Here is a 16,610-nt window from a genome sequence, read left to right as displayed (position 1 = left end):
CCGGTTTTTCAATCTATAGTTTTGCAGTAAAAACTACTTAATATCAATCGGTTCAAAACCTTTAATCAGATCATCCAGCGCTTTCATCTGAGCCAGGAATGGCTCCAGCTTGTCCAGAGGAAGTGCTGAAGGGCCATCACATCGAGCTTTATCAGGATTTGGATGCGCTTCGATAAACAGACCTGCGATACCTGTCGCCAGGCCTGCTTTGGCCAGCTCAACCGTCTGCTCACGACGACCACCGGAAGCGGCACCAGAAGGATCACGCATCTGTAGTGAATGAGTCACATCAAAAATAATCGGGCTGCCGTTTGATGATTTTTTCATTACACCAAAACCAAGCATATCCACAACCAGGTTGTCGTAACCGTGGCAAGAGCCGCGCTCACACAGAATCACCTGCTCGTTACCACACTCAGCAAACTTTTCTACAATGTTGCCAACCTGACCAGGGCTCATAAACTGAGGCTTTTTAACATTAATTACAGAACCTGTTTTCGCCATCGCCTCAACCAGATCTGTCTGGCGGGCAAGGAACGCAGGAAGCTGGATCACATCAACCACTTCCGATACCGGCTGAGCCTGTTCTTCTGTGTGAACATCAGTAATGATTTTCACACCAAAGGTATCTTTCAGTTCCTGGAAGATTTTCATGCCTTCTTCCAGGCCTGGTCCACGATAAGAGTGAACAGAGCTGCGGTTCGCTTTATCGAAAGAAGCCTTAAATACATAAGGAATACCCAGCTTATCTGTCACCTTCACATAGTGCTCACAGATCTGCATCGCTAAGTCGCGGGACTCCAGAACATTCATACCTGCAAACAGGGTGAATGGCTTATCATTTGCGACAGGAATATCACCAACATGAACGATTTTCTGTTCCATTTTCTTCTCTCAGATTGATTAATTAATGTATGGTTACCGAGCTTTCATTCATTGCTTTAAGCTGCGCTTTAAGCAGATCGGCTGCCGGATCTTCAGGGCATTGATCAATGAAAAACTCATAATCCGTGATGGCTATCTGATGGCAGTCAAGCTGCTGATAGATAAAGCCGCGATCGCGGATTTCATATGGATCATCAGGTACAAAGGTCAGCGCCAGATTCGTACACCTTAAAGCAAGAGTATAACGCTCTTCTCTTAAAAGTGCGCTCTTAATAATGGCAAGCCAGCGACCGATAACCGTCGGGTTATCAGCAGACTCCAGATGAGAAGGCTCCAGCTTCGCCAGCGGCCCGTCATGACCAATCAGCCACGCCTGAAGGACTTTTTCCGGCACATACTCACCATTAAAGGGATTGATATAGACCGGCTTCTCTTCATACCAGCTGACTTTAACAATAAATTGTGTAGGGAAAGTGACGCCCTCAACAGGAAATCCAAGCTGACGGCCAAAGTAGAGCAGCAGCGAACCCAGGCTGACCGGGATCCCTTTTCTTCTCTCTAACACTTTATCCATAAAGACATTATCTGACGCAAAGTACGCCTCCGTGTCTCCCTGAAAATTCCACTCGTGGTAGAAAAGGCGAAGAAAAGATTCAAATCTCTGCTTTTCATTCTGCTCTGAAACCAGAGCCAGTTCAGCTTCGCTCAGCAGACGCTTTAGTTCCTGCTCTACCCAGTGATGATTGGTTTCAGGATTAATGGATACATTCAAAGCCAGTGCGCCTTCCACCAGCTCCATATTATCTAAATCTTCATCGACTAAATTAAACATCTTTTACCCCATTAATGCGGGAACTTTTGATACTGCAACATTGCCTGCCATAAACAGCCAGCCTAGTGCGCCGAAGAATGCGAATGCGCGGATCAGCTTGCCTTTGGCAATTTTCACAACAAAAAGAGTCAGTGCGAAATAGGCTAAGATGCAGGTTACTTTTTCAGTAAACCACTCTGTACCCGGTGTAAAAGGAACAAAGCCCATGCTAATAACCAGGCCGACACCTGACAGGATCAGAACCGTATCTACAACATGGGGAGCAATTTTGAGAATTTTTGCATTGAGTTTGTCCGACTCCATGGTGATAAGCGCATAGCGGACAGAGAGTAATATTGCACTCAGGGCAATGGATAAAAGGTGAATATGTTTCAGAGCAAAATACATTATTTCTCGCTTATTCTTTTTTAGTATACGGAGATGAACAATTACACTAACTGCCCGAGGGTAACCCTGTCATTCCCCGCATAATCTTGTTCTGTACAGACATTGGTGTAACCCAGTTCTGTCATCAACTGACGAACTGCAGCACCCTGCTCAAATCCATGCTCAAACAGCAGCCATCCCTGATTTTGGAGGTGGCTTTTAGCATGAGTGGCAATATGCCTGATATCCGCCAGGCCTTTTTCTTCAGCAACCAGTGCCGAAATGGGTTCAAAACGAACATCGCCCTGTGTCAGGTGCGGGTCGTCTTTTTCGATATATGGCGGGTTCGACACAATTAAAGCAAACTTTGTTCCATCTTCCAGCGGTTCAAACCAGCTTCCCTGATAGAATTTACAATTCAACAGCTTAAGTCTCTTGCCATTTTCCGTGGCAAGCTGCTTCGCCTCTTCACGCAGATCAACACCAATAATTTGACGCTCAGGCAGCTCTGACGCTAATGCCAGCGCAATTGCCCCGGTTCCGGTGCCCAGATCAAGCACAGGCCCCTGAATAAACAGGGCTTTATCCAGCGCAAGCTCCACCAGCCTTTCTGTGTCCGGCCTTGGGATAAGAGTTGAAGGGGCAACTTTCAGCGGAAGGGACCAGAACTCACGCTCACCCGTAATATAAGCCACAGGTTCGCCATTGATCCGGCGCTCCAGCAAGGCCTGGAAAGCTTTTTGCTGATCGTCGTCCAGCTCTTTTTCCGGCCAGGTAAGAAGGTAACTGCGTGGTTTATCCAGAACGTGGCAAAGAAGTACCGCCGCATCCAAAGACGGCGAATCAGTTCCACTCTCCTGCAGAACTGATATTGCCGCTTTTAAGGTCTGTTCAATGGAATGAATTGAGTGATTGTCCATTCAATTAGTTTTGTTCAGCCAGTGCCGCCAGCTGATCAGCCTGATGCTCCTGAAGTACAGGGTCAACAAGACTCTGCAGATCGCCTTCCATCACTTCGTTCAGACGGTAAAGCGTCAGGTTGATACGGTGATCAGACACCCGGCCCTGAGGATAGTTGTATGTACGGATACGGTCACTGCGGTCGCCACTGCCCAGCAGGTTACGGCGGGTATCAGAAACTTCTGCCGCGCGGCGCGCTTCTTCTGCCTGGATAATACGCGCAGCCAGAACAGACATGGCTTTCGCCTTGTTCTTGTGCTGTGAACGCTCATCCTGACACTCAACCACTGTACCCGTTGGAAGGTGGGTAATACGGATTGCAGAGTCGGTGGTGTTTACGTGCTGACCACCGGCACCCGATGCACGGAAGGTATCAATTTTCAGATCAGCCGCTTTAATTTCTGGAAGATCGGCTTCCGGAATTTCAGCCATAACCGCAACGGTACAGGCAGAGGTATGAACACGCCCCTGAGATTCAGTTGCAGGAACACGCTGTACACGGTGACCGCCGGATTCAAACTTCAGAATACCGTATGCGCCATCGCCATTTACTTTCGCGATCATCTCTTTATAACCGCCCTGCTCTGACTCGTTGGCACTCATTACTTCAATGCGCCAGCCCTGCTTTTCTGCATATTTGCTGTACATACGGAAAAGATCACCGGCAAAGATACCCGCTTCATCGCCACCAGCACCGGCTCGAATTTCAAGGAAGCAGTTACGCTCATCGTTAGGATCTTTTGGCAGAAGCAGGATCTGCAGCTCATCGGTCAGTCGTTCAATGGCTTCTTTTGCTTCCTTGATCTCTTCCTGCGCCATTTCGCGCATCTCTTCATCGTCTTCGTTTGCCATCTCTTGCGCAGCAGCCAGGTCTTCCTGCGCCTGCTGGTATGCCTGGAAGCACTTAGTCACTTCTTCCAGCTGAGAGTATTCTTTTGACAGGGCTCTGAATTTGTCCTGGTCTCCGATTACATCAGGATCACCAAGAAGGTGCTGAACCTCTTCGTATCTTTCTACAAGGGTTTCCAGCTTAGTTAGTATGGACGGTTTCATAATCTTCTTTAATTCTGTTGCAGGTCTTCAAGACCTAAGCTCTGTCTGATAACAGAGAGCTTCTCCGGCTCACCTTCTTCAGCGGCACTTTGCAGCGCTCTGGTCGGGGCATGGATAAGCTTGTTGGTTAATTTATTGCTCAATTCTAGCAGCACTTTTTCCGGGTCACCGCCTGCCTGTAAGCTTTGCAGACTCTTAGCCAGAAGCTCTTCTTTCACTTCATTTGCAGCGGTACGGTATTCGCGAATACTGTCCACTGCCTGCAGTGAACGCATCCAGCTCATAAATGCGGCGCTCTCTTCGGTGACAATAGCTTCAGCCTCTATCGCTTCGACTTTTCTCTGCTCGATATTCTGGTTCACTATCGACTGCAGATCATCAACCGTGTACAGATAGATATCTCTGAGGTCGCCCACCTGCTGCTCAACATCGCGTGGAACCGCAATATCAACGATCAGCATTGGCTGTCTTCTTCTCTGCTCGATAGCGGACTCTACCATACCTTTACCAATAATAGGTAAAGGACTTGCAGTAGAACTGATAACGATATCAGCGCGATGCAGATGTTCAGGGATTTCTGAAAGGCTGATCACCTCAGCGTTGAACTCTTTCGCAAGACCCAGCGCACGTTCCCGTGTCCGGTTGGCGACAATCATACTCGTACAACCGTTGTCTGCAAGATGTTTTGCAACAAGCTCTATGGTTTCTCCTGCACCAACAAGGAGAACCGTGGATTCCTGAAGGGATTCAAAAATGTGTTTTGCCAGTGTACATGCCGCGTAAGCAACAGATACCGCATTTCCGCCTATCTCCGTTTCGGTACGCACTCGCTTAGCAACAGAAAAAGCTTTTTGAAACAGTTTTTCCATGGTCGCGTCGACCGCTTTATGCTCGCGGGCACTGGAAAAGGCCTGCTTTACCTGCCCAAGGATCTGAGGCTCACCCAAAACCAGTGAGTCAAGCCCGCAGGAAACACGCATCAGATGCTTTATTGCAGCCTGCTCTTCATGAATATAAAGACTGGACATCAAGTCCTCAGGCGCAACCTGATGAAAATGGGTCAACCATTCAATAATTTTGTTCTTACAGGCTTGCTTTACATCGCAGTAAATCTCGGTTCTGTTACAGGTAGAAACGATCACGCCACCATTGACGTTACCGTTGGATTCAAATTGTTTATGCGCTTCAGTTAACTTCTCTGGTGAAAAAGCAACCTTTTCTCGCAATTCAACCGACGCTGTATTGTGATTGATACCTATAGCAAGCAAAGACATGAATAACGGTTTCTCGATTAGGAAAACTGACAAAGAAGGAATTTTACTTGATGGCTCAGTGTAAGAAAAGTGCGCAAGTCTACAGTTTTACTGACTTCGTGACTTAAACCAGCATACATACGCCATCTAAACAGCACAGAATCCAACATTTACCCACAAAGGGGTATGGCGCTCGCGGTAAACAAGCCGCTTAACTGAGACTTATTCCCTTTTAAATGCTATAGTTCGGCACCAAAAGTCTGAAATCCTAATGTACTGATGAAAACCATATTCCAAACCTTCTTACTATTTATGTCGGCTGTTTTTCTTGCCGCCTGTAGCTCCGTTCCGGAAGAGTCTAAACAGAGCGTTGAATGGGAAAACCACAAAAGCCTGCTGGCACAAATCGAACAGTATCAGGCCACCGGAAAACTGGGTTATAAAAGCCCGGAAATAAAGCAGAGCCTTAATTTCATCTGGACACATTCAAAAGATAAGAGCCAGTTACGTCTCACCACATTCCTCGGTCAAACTGTACTTAATCTGGAGATAAACCAGAAAGAGGCCAAAGTCACTGACAGAGACGGCAATATATTTACTGACAGCAATGCCACTCATCTGGTTTATCGTCTTACCGGTCTTGTCATCCCGGTAAACTACATGCAGGACTGGATTAAAGGACTGCCTACGGATGCAGACAGTTTTCAGCTCAATACCGAAACCAATACGCTTTCGTCACTGGCAAAACAGCTAGGGACACAGGACTGGCAGTTAAACTATGTAAGCTACCAAACCGTGGATAGGATTCCTCTGCCTTATTCCATGAATCTTGAACACTCTGATACCAGCCTTAAAATTGTTGTATCCAAATGGAAAATTTAACCATGATTTCAGATATCACTTCCTGGCCGTCTCCTGCCAAGCTAAACCTGTTCCTCTATATTACCGGCAGAAGAGAAAACGGTTATCACGATCTGCAGACCCTGTTTCAGTTTCTTGACCATGGTGATGAACTCACTATTCAGGCAACGGAAGGCGGGGAAATCAATATCTCACCTGAAATAGAAGGGCTGAAGAAAGAAGATAACCTTATCTGGAAAGCAGCAAAGGCGCTTCAGGAAAAAGCGGGCTGCCATTACGGGGCAGAAATCCGGCTTAATAAAATTCTCCCAATGGGTGGCGGGATCGGCGGCGGATCTTCCAATGCTGCAACTGCGCTGGTTGCACTTAACTATTTATGGCAGACCAATCTTAGCGAAGATGAATTAGCTGAAATTGGTCTGAAACTTGGTGCTGATGTTCCTGTGTTTGTCCGGGGTTTCTCTGCTTTTGCTGAAGGAGTAGGCGAAAAACTTGAAAAAGTGAGCCCTGAAGAAAAATGGTATCTGGTCGTTCGCCCCGATGTGGCCATTTCCACCGCAGAAATTTTTAACCATCCGGATCTCACCAGAAACACGCCAAAGCGCACAAGTAACAAATTGTTAACCGGATCATACGAAAACGATTGCGAAAAAATCGTCCGTTTGACCTATCCAGAGGTTGATAAGCAACTTTCATGGCTGCTACAATACGCGCCGTCAAGATTGACCGGCACCGGATCCTGCGTTTTTGCCGAATTTTCGAGCAAAAAAGAAGCAGAAAATATCCGTGCTAAGCTTTCTGACAATGTCTCTGCATTTGTCGCTCAGGGTAAAAATATTTCACCCTTAATTCAGAGACTGTCTGAGTATAAATCAGACAACATCCGATCTTTTTAAAAAACTGGACGCAACCTTGAGGTTTCCACCGTGCCTGATATGAAGCTATTTGCTGGTAACGCAACACCTGAACTAGCCCAACGCATTGCTGATCGCCTATACATTTCCCTAGGTGATGCTACTGTCGACCGATTCTCTGACGGCGAAATCGCTGTTCAAATCAACGAAAATGTTCGTGGTAGCGATGTTTTCATCATCCAATCTACCTGTGCACCAACCAACGACAACCTAATGGAGTTGGTGGTAATGATTGATGCTATGCGCCGTGCTTCAGCGGGCCGTATTACTGCTGTTATTCCGTATTTCGGTTATGCGCGTCAGGATCGTCGTGTACGTTCTGCCCGTGTGCCAATCACTGCAAAAGTTGTTGCAGACTTCCTTTCTAACGTTGGTGTTGACCGCGTTCTGACTATCGACCTTCACGCTGAGCAGATCCAGGGCTTCTTCGATGTTCCTGTAGATAACATCTTCGGTACTCCGGTACTTCTTGAAGATATGCTTTCCCGTGGCCTTGAAGATCCAGTGGTTGTATCTCCGGACCTTGGCGGTGTTGTACGTGCACGTGCTACAGCAAAAGCGCTGAACAACGTTGATATCGCTATCGTTGACAAGCGTCGTCCTCGCGCGAATGTTTCTGAAGTGATGAACCTTATCGGTGAAGTTGAAGGCCGTGACTGCATCATCGTTGATGACATGATCGACACCGGCGGTACTCTGTGTAAAGCAGCTGAAGCTCTGAAAGAGCGTGGCGCTAAGCGAGTATTTGCATACGCGACTCACGCCGTATTCTCTGGTAACGCAGCGAAGAACATCAAAGGTTCTGTACTGGACCAGGTTATCATAACGGACTCAATCACTCTGACTAAAGAGATGGCAGCAACGGGTAAAGTTACTCAGTTAACACTATCAAGCATGCTGGCTGAAGCGATTCGTCGTATCAGCAATGAAGAGTCTATTTCTGCTATGTTTAATCAGAAATAAGATCTTGGGTCCTGGGGTCGGGCTTCGCCCTGCTGGGTACTGGGCCCTGGGAAAACCGCCTCTCGTTCCCGCGCTCTGCGTGGGAATGTATATGGACTCCCCCTGTAACACAAGTGGTTTAAGATAATAAGAGTTTATGCAAGTGCACGTATATTCGGTTTCATCATGGGGCGCTACCCCGAACCTTTATGGCTAAATCCACTAACAAGGCTTCTAATCGCAGTCCAGGCATTTATTGCCTCATTCCCACACAGAGTTTGCCTTGTGTGCTGTGCTAACACTTTATCTTAATTACTTGCTATTACGCTGGTTTGTCGTTTGCTCCAAATTCAGCTTTACCTTATTTCAGTTAAGCTAACTTAAGCTGGTAAGGCTGTTTTGATTTCAATATGGCACACGCCATCCTGACTATCTTATTCGCTAGAGCAATAACGACTTTATTCACATGGTTTCTCTCTAACAGAGAGCGTATCCACTGACTAAGTGGATCAGTTTTATCTTTGACATGACTAACTACAGCTCGGGCACCATGAACGACAAGAGCTCTGAGATAACGATCTCCTCGCTTAGTAATGCCAAGGTTGATATTTCTACCTCCACTTCCTGTATGAGCAGGCACTAATCCAATGCTTGCGCTTGCATCCCTACCACACTTATAAGCCGATGCATTTCCTAACCTGGCATACAAAGCACTGCCTGAAATCCATGAAATACCCGGTAACGAGGCTAAAAGCTTACAATCTTCATTTTGTTTTGCCTGATTGGTAAGAGCTTGAGTGGCATCATCAATTTGGGTATCAAGCGCGAGCAACTGTTCTTTAAGATTATTTAGAATAAACCGAGCAGCATGGGTTAATTCATTTTCAGCATTTTCCAACTCAAACGGTAGCTGTTTTCTGAGCGAATTGATTCCTATGGGAAATTTGATGCCATATTCCATCGCAAGCCCCCGGATACGGTTAGCAAGCTGTGTTCGTTGCTTAATATAACCTTCCCGCAGTCTTAGTAAGCAGGCAAGATCTTGCTGTTCAACAGTTTTAACCGGAACGAAATGAATATCTGTCCGCTGACTGGCTTCATAAATAGCCAAAGCATCATTGGGATCATTTTTATTTCCCGAGCGATACTTAGCGGCGATCTGAGCAGGCACGAGTAAGACTTGATGTCCTGCCTGCTGGAACTTTCGACCCCAATAATGAGCCGTTGCACAAGCTTCCATACAAATAACAGCTTTGGGGTGCTTAGCCACCATTGAAATTAACTTTGATTGAGATACTTTTTGATTAGATGAAAGCTTTCCGTGCTTATTAATTATCGCAACTTGAATAACAGTCTTAGCAAGGTCGATAGAAATAGTGATATTCTTGTTCATGGCATGGGCTCCTTTTTAGTTGACACTCTTACCTTAGCCGATATTTTCGACGAAGGTGAGGGAGTCCATGCCATTGCATACCTCGGTTCAAAAAAACACTTCTCTCAACTTTTCCTTCCCTGTAAAGACACGCTAAAAGCGTTATATCATGCATGGTACCTTTAGTTCCGCATGCATTCCCACGCGGAGCATGGGAACGAAGAAAATTCCCTCCCCCGCAGCCTTAAATTTGTGCTACCATACGGCGCTTTTTATGATTCCAAGAGAGATCCTAGCCTTGAGTCAAGAGATAAAACTACTCGTTGGTCTTGCAAATCCAGGACCGGAATATGCGAAAACCCGCCACAATGCCGGTGCATGGGTTGTTGAAGAACTGGCTCGCGTTCATAACGTGATGCTGAAAAACGAGCCTAAATTCTTTGGTCTGACTGGCCGTATTCTGGCAAATGGTCATGACCTGCGTCTGCTTGTTCCAACCACTTATATGAACCTATCAGGTAAGGCAATTTCAGCGCTTGCTAAGTTCTATCAGATCAAACCTGAAGAGATCATGGTGGCGCACGATGAGTTAGATCTTCCTCCGGGCGTTGGTAAATTTAAAAAAGGTGGCGGTCACGGTGGTCATAACGGCCTGAAAGACACCATCAGCAAACTTGGAAACAACAAAGAATTTTACCGTCTTCGGATCGGCATCGGCCATCCGGGACACAGAGACAAAGTATCTGGTTATGTGTTAGGCAAAGCTCCTGCCAAAGAGCAAGAATGCATTGAAGCCGTCGTCGATGAGTCTGTTCGCAGTCTCGATATCTTACTGAAAGATGGCTTAACTAAAGCACAGAATCGCTTACATACATTCAAAGCAGAATAAGGTTTTATATCATGGGTTTTAAATGTGGCATCGTTGGTCTGCCAAACGTAGGTAAATCAACTCTGTTTAACGCACTGACAAAAGCGGGTATCGAAGCAGCAAACTTCCCGTTCTGTACTATCGAGCCAAACACAGGTGTTGTTCCTGTGCCGGACCTTCGTCTGGACGCACTGGCAAACATCGTTAACCCTCAGCGCGTACTGCCAACGACAATGGAATTTGTTGATATCGCTGGTCTGGTTGCCGGTGCTTCTAAAGGTGAAGGCCTGGGTAACAAATTCCTGGCAAACATCCGTGAAACTGACGCTATCGGTCACGTAGTTCGCTGCTTTGAGAACGAAAACATCGTTCACGTTGCAGGTAAAATCTCTCCGCTGGAAGATATCGAAATCATCAACCTTGAGCTTGCTCTTGCTGACCTTGATACCTGTGAGCGTGCTATTCAGCGTCAGGCAAAACGAGCTAAAGGCGGTGACAAGGATGCGAAATTTGAAATCACTGTTCTGGAAAAACTGCTTCCTGTACTGACAGAAGGTGGAATGGCACGCAGTGTTGAACTGGCTAAAGAAGAGCTGGCGGCTATCGGCTACCTGAACTTCCTGACACTGAAACCAACCATGTACATCGCTAACGTGAATGAAGACGGCTTTGAAGACAACCCGTACCTGGACCTTGTTCGTGAGCACGCTTCTAAAGAAAATGCGGTTGTTGTTCCTGTTTGTGCAGCCATTGAGTCTGAACTGTCAGAACTTGACGACGAAGACCGTGAAGAGTTCCTTGCTGATATGGGCATCGAAGAACCAGGCCTTAACCGCGTTATCCGTTCCGGTTATGAGCTGCTTGCGCTTCAGACTTACTTCACCGCTGGCGTAAAAGAGGTTCGCGCATGGACAATTCCAATCGGTGCAACGGCTCCTCAGTCAGCAGGTAAGATCCACACTGACTTCGAAAAAGGCTTTATCCGTGCAGAAGTTGTTGGTTATGACGACTTTATTGAATATAACGGTGAAAGTGGCGCTAAAGAAGCGGGTAAATGGCGTCTTGAAGGTAAAGACTACATTGTTAAAGATGGGGATGTGGTTCATTTCCGTTTTAATGTTTAATTAGCTATCAGCCTGACTCTTATACACAAATATTAAAGTGACCAGAGAAGGGTTCTCCCCCTTGAGTGAAAAAGCCTAACTGGTTGATAAAGCTAATAGAAGGGGGAGTTAGAGGGGGTTGGTTATGCCATGCATGGTTAAACCACCAAAACTTAAGCTCATGAGAAACAACCCCTCCCAGCCTCCCCTTCGATGTGACTTCTTCGAAAATCCAGCCTTTCGAGGCTAAGGGGAGGAGCATTCTTTGGCTCCTTTAACTTGTGTATAAAAGTTAGGCTATCAGCTATCAGCTATCAGCTATCAGCTATCAGCTATCAGCTATCAGCTATCAGCTATCAGCTATCAAAAAGCTTGTCATTTCATTTAGAGGTGACAAGCTTTTTTGGATTAAAGCATAAAATAAACCCGAACATAGCTTCTGGGTAACAAAAACTGAAAGCTGACAGCTCCAACTAAAAATAACTTCGCCTTGTACAGACGTTTAAGGCTACTTTTCGTTGACAAATACACCGTTTTGCTTAAAAAAGACTCGAACAACCTCAGAATGTGAATTTATTCAAAAAAACAGTTGACGGTTTTCTTACAGATACGCATAATGCGCTCCGTCTTCGGCACAGAGGGTAACTGAGTGTCGCTGATGAAAAAAGAAAGAATGGCTACGTAGCTCAGTTGGTTAGAGCACATCACTCATAATGATGGGGTCACAGGTTCGAATCCCGTCGTAGCCACCATTTCCTAAAAGCTTTTTATAAGAGTTTTCAGGAAATAATGCGGAAGTGGCGGAATTGGTAGACGCACCAGATTTAGGTTCTGGCGCCGCAAGGTGTGAGAGTTCAAGTCTCTCCTTCCGCACCATTTTTATTAGCTTTCAGTTTTTAGCTGTCAGCTATCAGAGGAATGAAAATTTTAATTTTCTTCCCAGGGCCCAGGGCCTAATAACCCAGGACCCAACTTGTAGGGCTATCGCCAAGCGGTAAGGCAACGGGTTTTGATCCCGTCATTCCCTGGTTCGAATCCAGGTAGCCCTGCCATTATTTATAATGGCTGTTAAATTTAATTGTCATTATTTTTTGAATATGTACAAATTAGTACTGTTCATCGGATGAAGTTTATATTATATTACTTCGCCCAAACGGAATGGCTACGTAGCTCAGCTGGTTAGAGCACATCACTCATAATGATGGGGTCACAGGTTCGAATCCCGTCGTAGCCACCATTTATTTCGTTTATTAGCTTTTACCAATTAGCTGATAAACCTGTAGAAAATTTGAGACGCGGAAGTGGCGGAATTGGTAGACGCACCAGATTTAGGTTCTGGCGCCGCAAGGTGTGAGAGTTCAAGTCTCTCCTTCCGCACCATCTCAAATCATCTACAAACAAATTTTGCGGAAGTGGCGGAATTGGTAGACGCACCAGATTTAGGTTCTGGCGCCGCAAGGTGTGAGAGTTCAAGTCTCTCCTTCCGCACCATTATTTAGATTGTTCATTGAACATATCTGCAGGGCTATCGCCAAGCGGTAAGGCAACGGGTTTTGATCCCGTCATCCCCTGGTTCGAATCCAGGTAGCCCTGCCATTTTCAAGCTTTCAGTTTTTAGCTGTCAGCTATCAGAGAATAAAATGCATTAGCTTTTATTCCCAGGACCCAGGGGCTAATAACCCAGGGCCACAGAGTTGGCTACGTAGCTCAGTTGGTTAGAGCACATCACTCATAATGATGGGGTCACAGGTTCGAATCCCGTCGTAGCCACCATTAACATTGTTTATTAGCTTTTACCAATTGGCTGATAAACCTGTAGAAAATTTGAGACGCGGAAGTGGCGGAATTGGTAGACGCACCAGATTTAGGTTCTGGCGCCGCAAGGTGTGAGAGTTCAAGTCTCTCCTTCCGCACCATTATTTAGAATGTTCACTGAACATTTCTGTAGGGCTATCGCCAAGCGGTAAGGCAACGGGTTTTGATCCCGTCATTCCCTGGTTCGAATCCAGGTAGCCCTGCCATTACACAACGCTTTTTGAGTTCTCCAATTACTCAATCAGCTACAAAATTGATGCGGAAGTGGCGGAATTGGTAGACGCACCAGATTTAGGTTCTGGCGCCGCAAGGTGTGAGAGTTCAAGTCTCTCCTTCCGCACCATCTTTATTAGCTTTCAGTTTTTAGCTGTCAGCTATCAGAAAACCACCATATTAGGTGGTTTTTTTGTATCTGAAACTCTTTGTAATCCATCAGAGGTTGAAGCACTCAGAAAGCCTCTGACAGCTGAAAGCCGATAGCTGACAGCTTTACACCCCCAACGCATATCTCAAAACCCTTTCCTTAACCGGCCCAGAATTCTCAGCCACCTTAAAACCAATATTTCTAAGTACTTTTAGCGGAAGCAGGTCGTTACTAAATCCTTTATAAAAGAAATCCATCCCCGACTGCATCAGTAAATTATCAGGACGCCTTTTCCGCTCGTATTGAATAAGTTGCGGCTCGCTATCCCAGTTATCCTGTTCCAGATTATTAAGAAGGGCCTGAACATCCTTAAAACCTATATTCACTCCCTGCCCTGCCAATGGGTTAATGGTGTGGGCAGAGTCACCAACCAGCACACATCGTTTGCTGTGATAGCTTTGAGCATGTCTTCTGGTTAACGGGAAAGCCCCGGATTGCAGAACCCGGATATCACCAAGCTCAGCCGGGAAATACGCTAAGACTTCTTCTCTCAACTCATCGCCACTCATATGTGAAAGCTGGCGAATTCTTTTTGGCGAGTCATACCAGACCAGTGACCCCTGATTCCCTTTCAGAGGAAGAAATGATCTTGGACCAGAAGGAGTAAACCACTGCCAGGTAATATCCTGCTGTGGCTTTTCGGTTTCTACGTTAATCAGCATGCAATGCTGGCGGTAATCCCAGGCTGTTACTCCGATTTTTGCCAGAGCTCTTACCTTTGAGTTTGCACCATCTGCACCGATAACCAGTCTGGATTCTATCTGCTCACCAGATTTTAGGGTTACAAGATTACTCTCATTGCCAAATTCGATATTCTCAAGCGAGTCAGGGCAGAACAAGGTAAGATTTTTATAGCCGGAAAACTGCTCCCAAAGGCCAAGCTGAATTACCCGGTTTTCAATGATATAGCCCAGATAGTCCATACCCAGAGAATCAGCATCAAATTTTACCCTGCAGTCAGGATGCTCCCAGGTTTCCAGCCGGCGGTAAACACAGGTCCTTTTCTCCTGGATCCTCTCCCAGGCTCCCAGTTCTTCCAGCAGCTTAACCGACTGATAGGAAATCGCTGAAACACGTATATCCATAGGTTGTTCAGGTGAAAACAGAGTTGGTTCAATTCCCTCAACCAAAGCGACATTAAGACCAAGCTTCGCCGCTCCCAGGGCAACCGATGCGCCCACCATTCCACCGCCAATTACGGTTATATCAAACACTTATTTTCTCCGTTTCCTTACCACCAAATCCCTTTATAAAATAAGGGTATTCGCCTGATTTCAGTAAGATCGTCATGAACTCTGGTCAGGTGGTTTTTAAAGCAGTACAATACGCGGCTCGCTTTTGTATGAACTGAATATTGCGAAGAGATCGGTTCAGAAGCGATAACTTATTTGGCTATATTACTGTTCACTATAGCAATGTCTATTGCGATTGGTACCAGCCAGACGATTTGAAGAATTAATACGAGCGATATGTGAGATGAGTAAGAAACTGCTAATTAAAACCTGGGGTTGCCAGATGAACGAATACGATTCATCAAAAATGGCCGACCTGCTTAATGCCACAAATGGTTACGAGCTGACTGAAAATCCAGATGAAGCAGATGTTCTGTTACTTAACACCTGTTCGATCCGTGAAAAAGCTCAGGAAAAGGTATTCCACCAGCTAGGTCGCTGGAAGACGCTGAAAGATAAAAAAGAAGATGTGATCATTGGTGTTGGTGGTTGTGTTGCGACTCAGGAGGGTGACCATATCCGTGAGCGTGCGCCATTTGTTGATGTTATCTTTGGCCCGCAGACGCTTCACCGTCTGCCTGAGATGATCAAATCATCCCGCGCTGATGAAGCGCCTGTAATGGATATCTCTTTCCCTGAAATTGAAAAATTTGACCGTCTGCCTGAACCTCGCGCAGAAGGCGCAACCGCTTTTGTTTCTATCATGGAAGGCTGTTCTAAGTACTGTACTTACTGTGTGGTGCCTTATACCCGTGGTGAAGAAGTAAGCCGTCCTATGGACGATGTGCTGTTTGAAATCGCACAGCTTGCAGAGCAAGGTGTACGCGAAGTAAACCTGCTTGGCCAGAACGTAAACGCCTACCGTGGCCCTATGCATGATGGCGAGATCTGCTCTTTTGCGGAACTGCTGCGCCTTGTGGCGACAATCGATGGCATTGACCGTATCCGCTTTACTACCAGCCACCCGGTAGAGTTCACTGACGATATCATCGCTGTGTATGAAGATACCCCAGAACTGGTTAGCTTCCTGCACCTTCCGGTACAGAGTGGTTCAGACCGTATTCTGACTATGATGAAGCGTCCACACACAGCTATCGAATACAAATCCATTATCCGTAAGCTGCGCAAGGCTCGCCCTGATATCCATATCAGCTCAGACTTTATTGTTGGTTTCCCGGGTGAAACAGACAAAGATTTCCAGGACACTATGAAGCTGATTAAGGACGTTGATTTTGATATGAGCTTTAGCTTTATCTTCTCTCCGCGTCCGGGGACGCCTGCCGCAGACTACCCTTGTGATCTGCCGGAGCAGACAAAGAAAGAGCGTCTGTACGAGCTACAACAGCAGGTTAACAGCCAGGCTATGCGTTACTCACGCCAGATGCTGGATACAGTGCAGCGCGTTCTGGTAGAAGGCCCTTCTAAGAAGAATCTGATGGAGCTTCGCGCGCGCACCGAGAACAACCGCGTGGTTAACTTTGAAGGTTCTGCGGATCTTATCGGCCAGTTTGTTGACGTGAAGATCACCGATGTATTCCCTAACTCACTGCGTGGTGAGCTGGTTCGCACGGAAAAAGAAATGAACCTTCGCGTTGTGACTTCTCCAAGCGAAATGATGGAAAAAACACGCCGCGAAGATGAACTTGGCGTTGCAACCTTTACGCCATAGAGCTGTTATAATATAGCCAGAGCCCGGTCAGAATCGGGCTCCATGATGGCTAAACTGAGAG

General features: G+C 46.3%; 14 protein-coding genes and 11 tRNA genes. 17 read left to right on the top strand and 8 right to left on the bottom strand.

Features of this window, described 5'->3' with window-relative positions; translation table 11 throughout:
* Positions 1-33: 33 nt before the first annotated feature.
* The 6 genes from kdsA to hemA are packed head-to-tail and all read right to left on the bottom strand — an operon-like array spanning position 34 to position 5,370.
* A complete protein-coding gene (gene kdsA, locus L3Q72_RS03720) occupies positions 34-885 on the bottom strand; it encodes a 3-deoxy-8-phosphooctulonate synthase (RefSeq protein ID WP_275131326.1) in 852 nt (283 codons plus the stop codon).
* 22 nt (positions 886-907) lie between these two features.
* Positions 908-1,717, bottom strand: coding sequence for a SirB1 family protein (locus L3Q72_RS03715; protein WP_275131325.1), 810 nt, complete (start codon positions 1,715-1,717; stop codon positions 908-910).
* Between the two features lie 3 nt (positions 1,718-1,720).
* Complete coding sequence (locus L3Q72_RS03710; RefSeq protein WP_275131324.1) at positions 1,721-2,104, bottom strand: SirB2 family protein; 384 nt, start codon at positions 2,102-2,104, stop codon at positions 1,721-1,723.
* Positions 2,105-2,145: 41 nt separating this feature from the next.
* The gene (gene prmC, locus L3Q72_RS03705) at positions 2,146-3,003 is read right to left on the bottom strand and encodes a peptide chain release factor N(5)-glutamine methyltransferase (RefSeq protein ID WP_275131323.1); all 858 of its coding nucleotides are present in this window, start codon (positions 3,001-3,003) and stop codon (positions 2,146-2,148) included.
* A gap of 4 nt (positions 3,004-3,007) precedes the next feature.
* Positions 3,008-4,096: a peptide chain release factor 1 gene (prfA, locus tag L3Q72_RS03700; RefSeq protein WP_275131322.1), complete on the bottom strand. Its 1,089-nt coding sequence runs from the start codon at positions 4,094-4,096 to the stop codon at positions 3,008-3,010.
* 8 nt (positions 4,097-4,104) lie between these two features.
* A complete protein-coding gene (gene hemA / locus L3Q72_RS03695; RefSeq protein ID WP_275131321.1) occupies positions 4,105-5,370 on the bottom strand; it encodes a glutamyl-tRNA reductase in 1,266 nt (421 codons plus the stop codon).
* A gap of 258 nt (positions 5,371-5,628) precedes the next feature.
* On the opposite strand from hemA, the gene lolB reads away from it, so the two are divergent.
* The 3 genes from lolB to L3Q72_RS03680 are packed head-to-tail and all read left to right on the top strand — an operon-like array spanning position 5,629 to position 8,087.
* Positions 5,629-6,231, top strand: a complete 603-nt coding sequence (lolB, locus tag L3Q72_RS03690) for a lipoprotein insertase outer membrane protein LolB (protein ID WP_275131320.1) — start codon at positions 5,629-5,631, stop codon at positions 6,229-6,231.
* A gap of 2 nt (positions 6,232-6,233) precedes the next feature.
* Positions 6,234-7,106 carry a 4-(cytidine 5'-diphospho)-2-C-methyl-D-erythritol kinase gene (gene ispE, locus L3Q72_RS03685; RefSeq protein WP_275131319.1) on the top strand — a complete coding sequence of 291 codons (873 nt, stop codon included), beginning with the start codon at positions 6,234-6,236 and terminating at the stop codon, positions 7,104-7,106.
* A gap of 30 nt (positions 7,107-7,136) precedes the next feature.
* Positions 7,137-8,087, top strand: coding sequence for a ribose-phosphate pyrophosphokinase (locus L3Q72_RS03680; RefSeq protein ID WP_275131318.1), 951 nt, complete (start codon positions 7,137-7,139; stop codon positions 8,085-8,087).
* A 349-nt stretch (positions 8,088-8,436) separates the two neighbouring features.
* Here the strand turns inward: L3Q72_RS03680 and L3Q72_RS03675 are convergent, their stop codons facing one another.
* Complete coding sequence (locus tag L3Q72_RS03675) at positions 8,437-9,459, bottom strand: IS110 family transposase (RefSeq protein WP_275129409.1); 1,023 nt, start codon at positions 9,457-9,459, stop codon at positions 8,437-8,439.
* 277 nt (positions 9,460-9,736) lie between these two features.
* Between L3Q72_RS03675 and pth the strand changes: the two genes are divergently transcribed.
* From pth to L3Q72_RS03610, 13 genes are all read left to right on the top strand, one after another.
* Complete coding sequence (gene pth / locus L3Q72_RS03670; RefSeq protein WP_275131317.1) at positions 9,737-10,327, top strand: aminoacyl-tRNA hydrolase; 591 nt, start codon at positions 9,737-9,739, stop codon at positions 10,325-10,327.
* A gap of 11 nt (positions 10,328-10,338) precedes the next feature.
* A complete protein-coding gene (ychF, locus tag L3Q72_RS03665) occupies positions 10,339-11,430 on the top strand; it encodes a redox-regulated ATPase YchF (RefSeq protein ID WP_275131316.1) in 1,092 nt (363 codons plus the stop codon).
* 654 nt (positions 11,431-12,084) lie between these two features.
* Positions 12,085-12,161, top strand: a tRNA-Met gene (locus tag L3Q72_RS03660).
* Between the two features lie 39 nt (positions 12,162-12,200).
* Positions 12,201-12,285, top strand: a tRNA-Leu gene (locus tag L3Q72_RS03655).
* A gap of 101 nt (positions 12,286-12,386) precedes the next feature.
* Positions 12,387-12,461, top strand: a tRNA-Gln gene (locus tag L3Q72_RS03650).
* Between the two features lie 108 nt (positions 12,462-12,569).
* Positions 12,570-12,646 (top strand) — tRNA-Met (locus L3Q72_RS03645).
* A 58-nt stretch (positions 12,647-12,704) separates the two neighbouring features.
* A tRNA-Leu gene (locus L3Q72_RS03640) sits at positions 12,705-12,789 on the top strand.
* A 26-nt stretch (positions 12,790-12,815) separates the two neighbouring features.
* Positions 12,816-12,900, top strand: a tRNA-Leu gene (locus L3Q72_RS03635).
* Positions 12,901-12,930: 30 nt separating this feature from the next.
* Positions 12,931-13,005: transfer RNA gene (locus L3Q72_RS03630), tRNA-Gln, on the top strand.
* A 100-nt stretch (positions 13,006-13,105) separates the two neighbouring features.
* Positions 13,106-13,182: transfer RNA gene (locus tag L3Q72_RS03625), tRNA-Met, on the top strand.
* Positions 13,183-13,240: 58 nt separating this feature from the next.
* Positions 13,241-13,325 (top strand) — tRNA-Leu (locus L3Q72_RS03620).
* A 30-nt stretch (positions 13,326-13,355) separates the two neighbouring features.
* A tRNA-Gln gene (locus L3Q72_RS03615) sits at positions 13,356-13,430 on the top strand.
* A 52-nt stretch (positions 13,431-13,482) separates the two neighbouring features.
* Positions 13,483-13,567 (top strand) — tRNA-Leu (locus L3Q72_RS03610).
* Positions 13,568-13,713: 146 nt separating this feature from the next.
* Here L3Q72_RS03610 and L3Q72_RS03605 read toward each other — a convergent pair.
* Complete coding sequence (locus L3Q72_RS03605) at positions 13,714-14,862, bottom strand: 2-octaprenyl-3-methyl-6-methoxy-1,4-benzoquinol hydroxylase (RefSeq protein WP_275131315.1); 1,149 nt, start codon at positions 14,860-14,862, stop codon at positions 13,714-13,716.
* 262 nt (positions 14,863-15,124) lie between these two features.
* Between L3Q72_RS03605 and miaB the strand changes: the two genes are divergently transcribed.
* The gene (miaB, locus tag L3Q72_RS03600) at positions 15,125-16,549 is read left to right on the top strand and encodes a tRNA (N6-isopentenyl adenosine(37)-C2)-methylthiotransferase MiaB (RefSeq protein WP_275131314.1); all 1,425 of its coding nucleotides are present in this window, start codon (positions 15,125-15,127) and stop codon (positions 16,547-16,549) included.
* The last annotated feature ends 61 nt before the right edge of the window (positions 16,550-16,610 follow it).

Source organism: Vibrio sp. JC009, assembly GCF_029016485.1.
Classification (GTDB): Bacteria; Pseudomonadota; Gammaproteobacteria; order Enterobacterales; family Vibrionaceae; genus Vibrio.
Note: the sequence above shows the minus strand (reverse complement) of the source record. Positions and strands in the feature narration are given on the sequence as shown.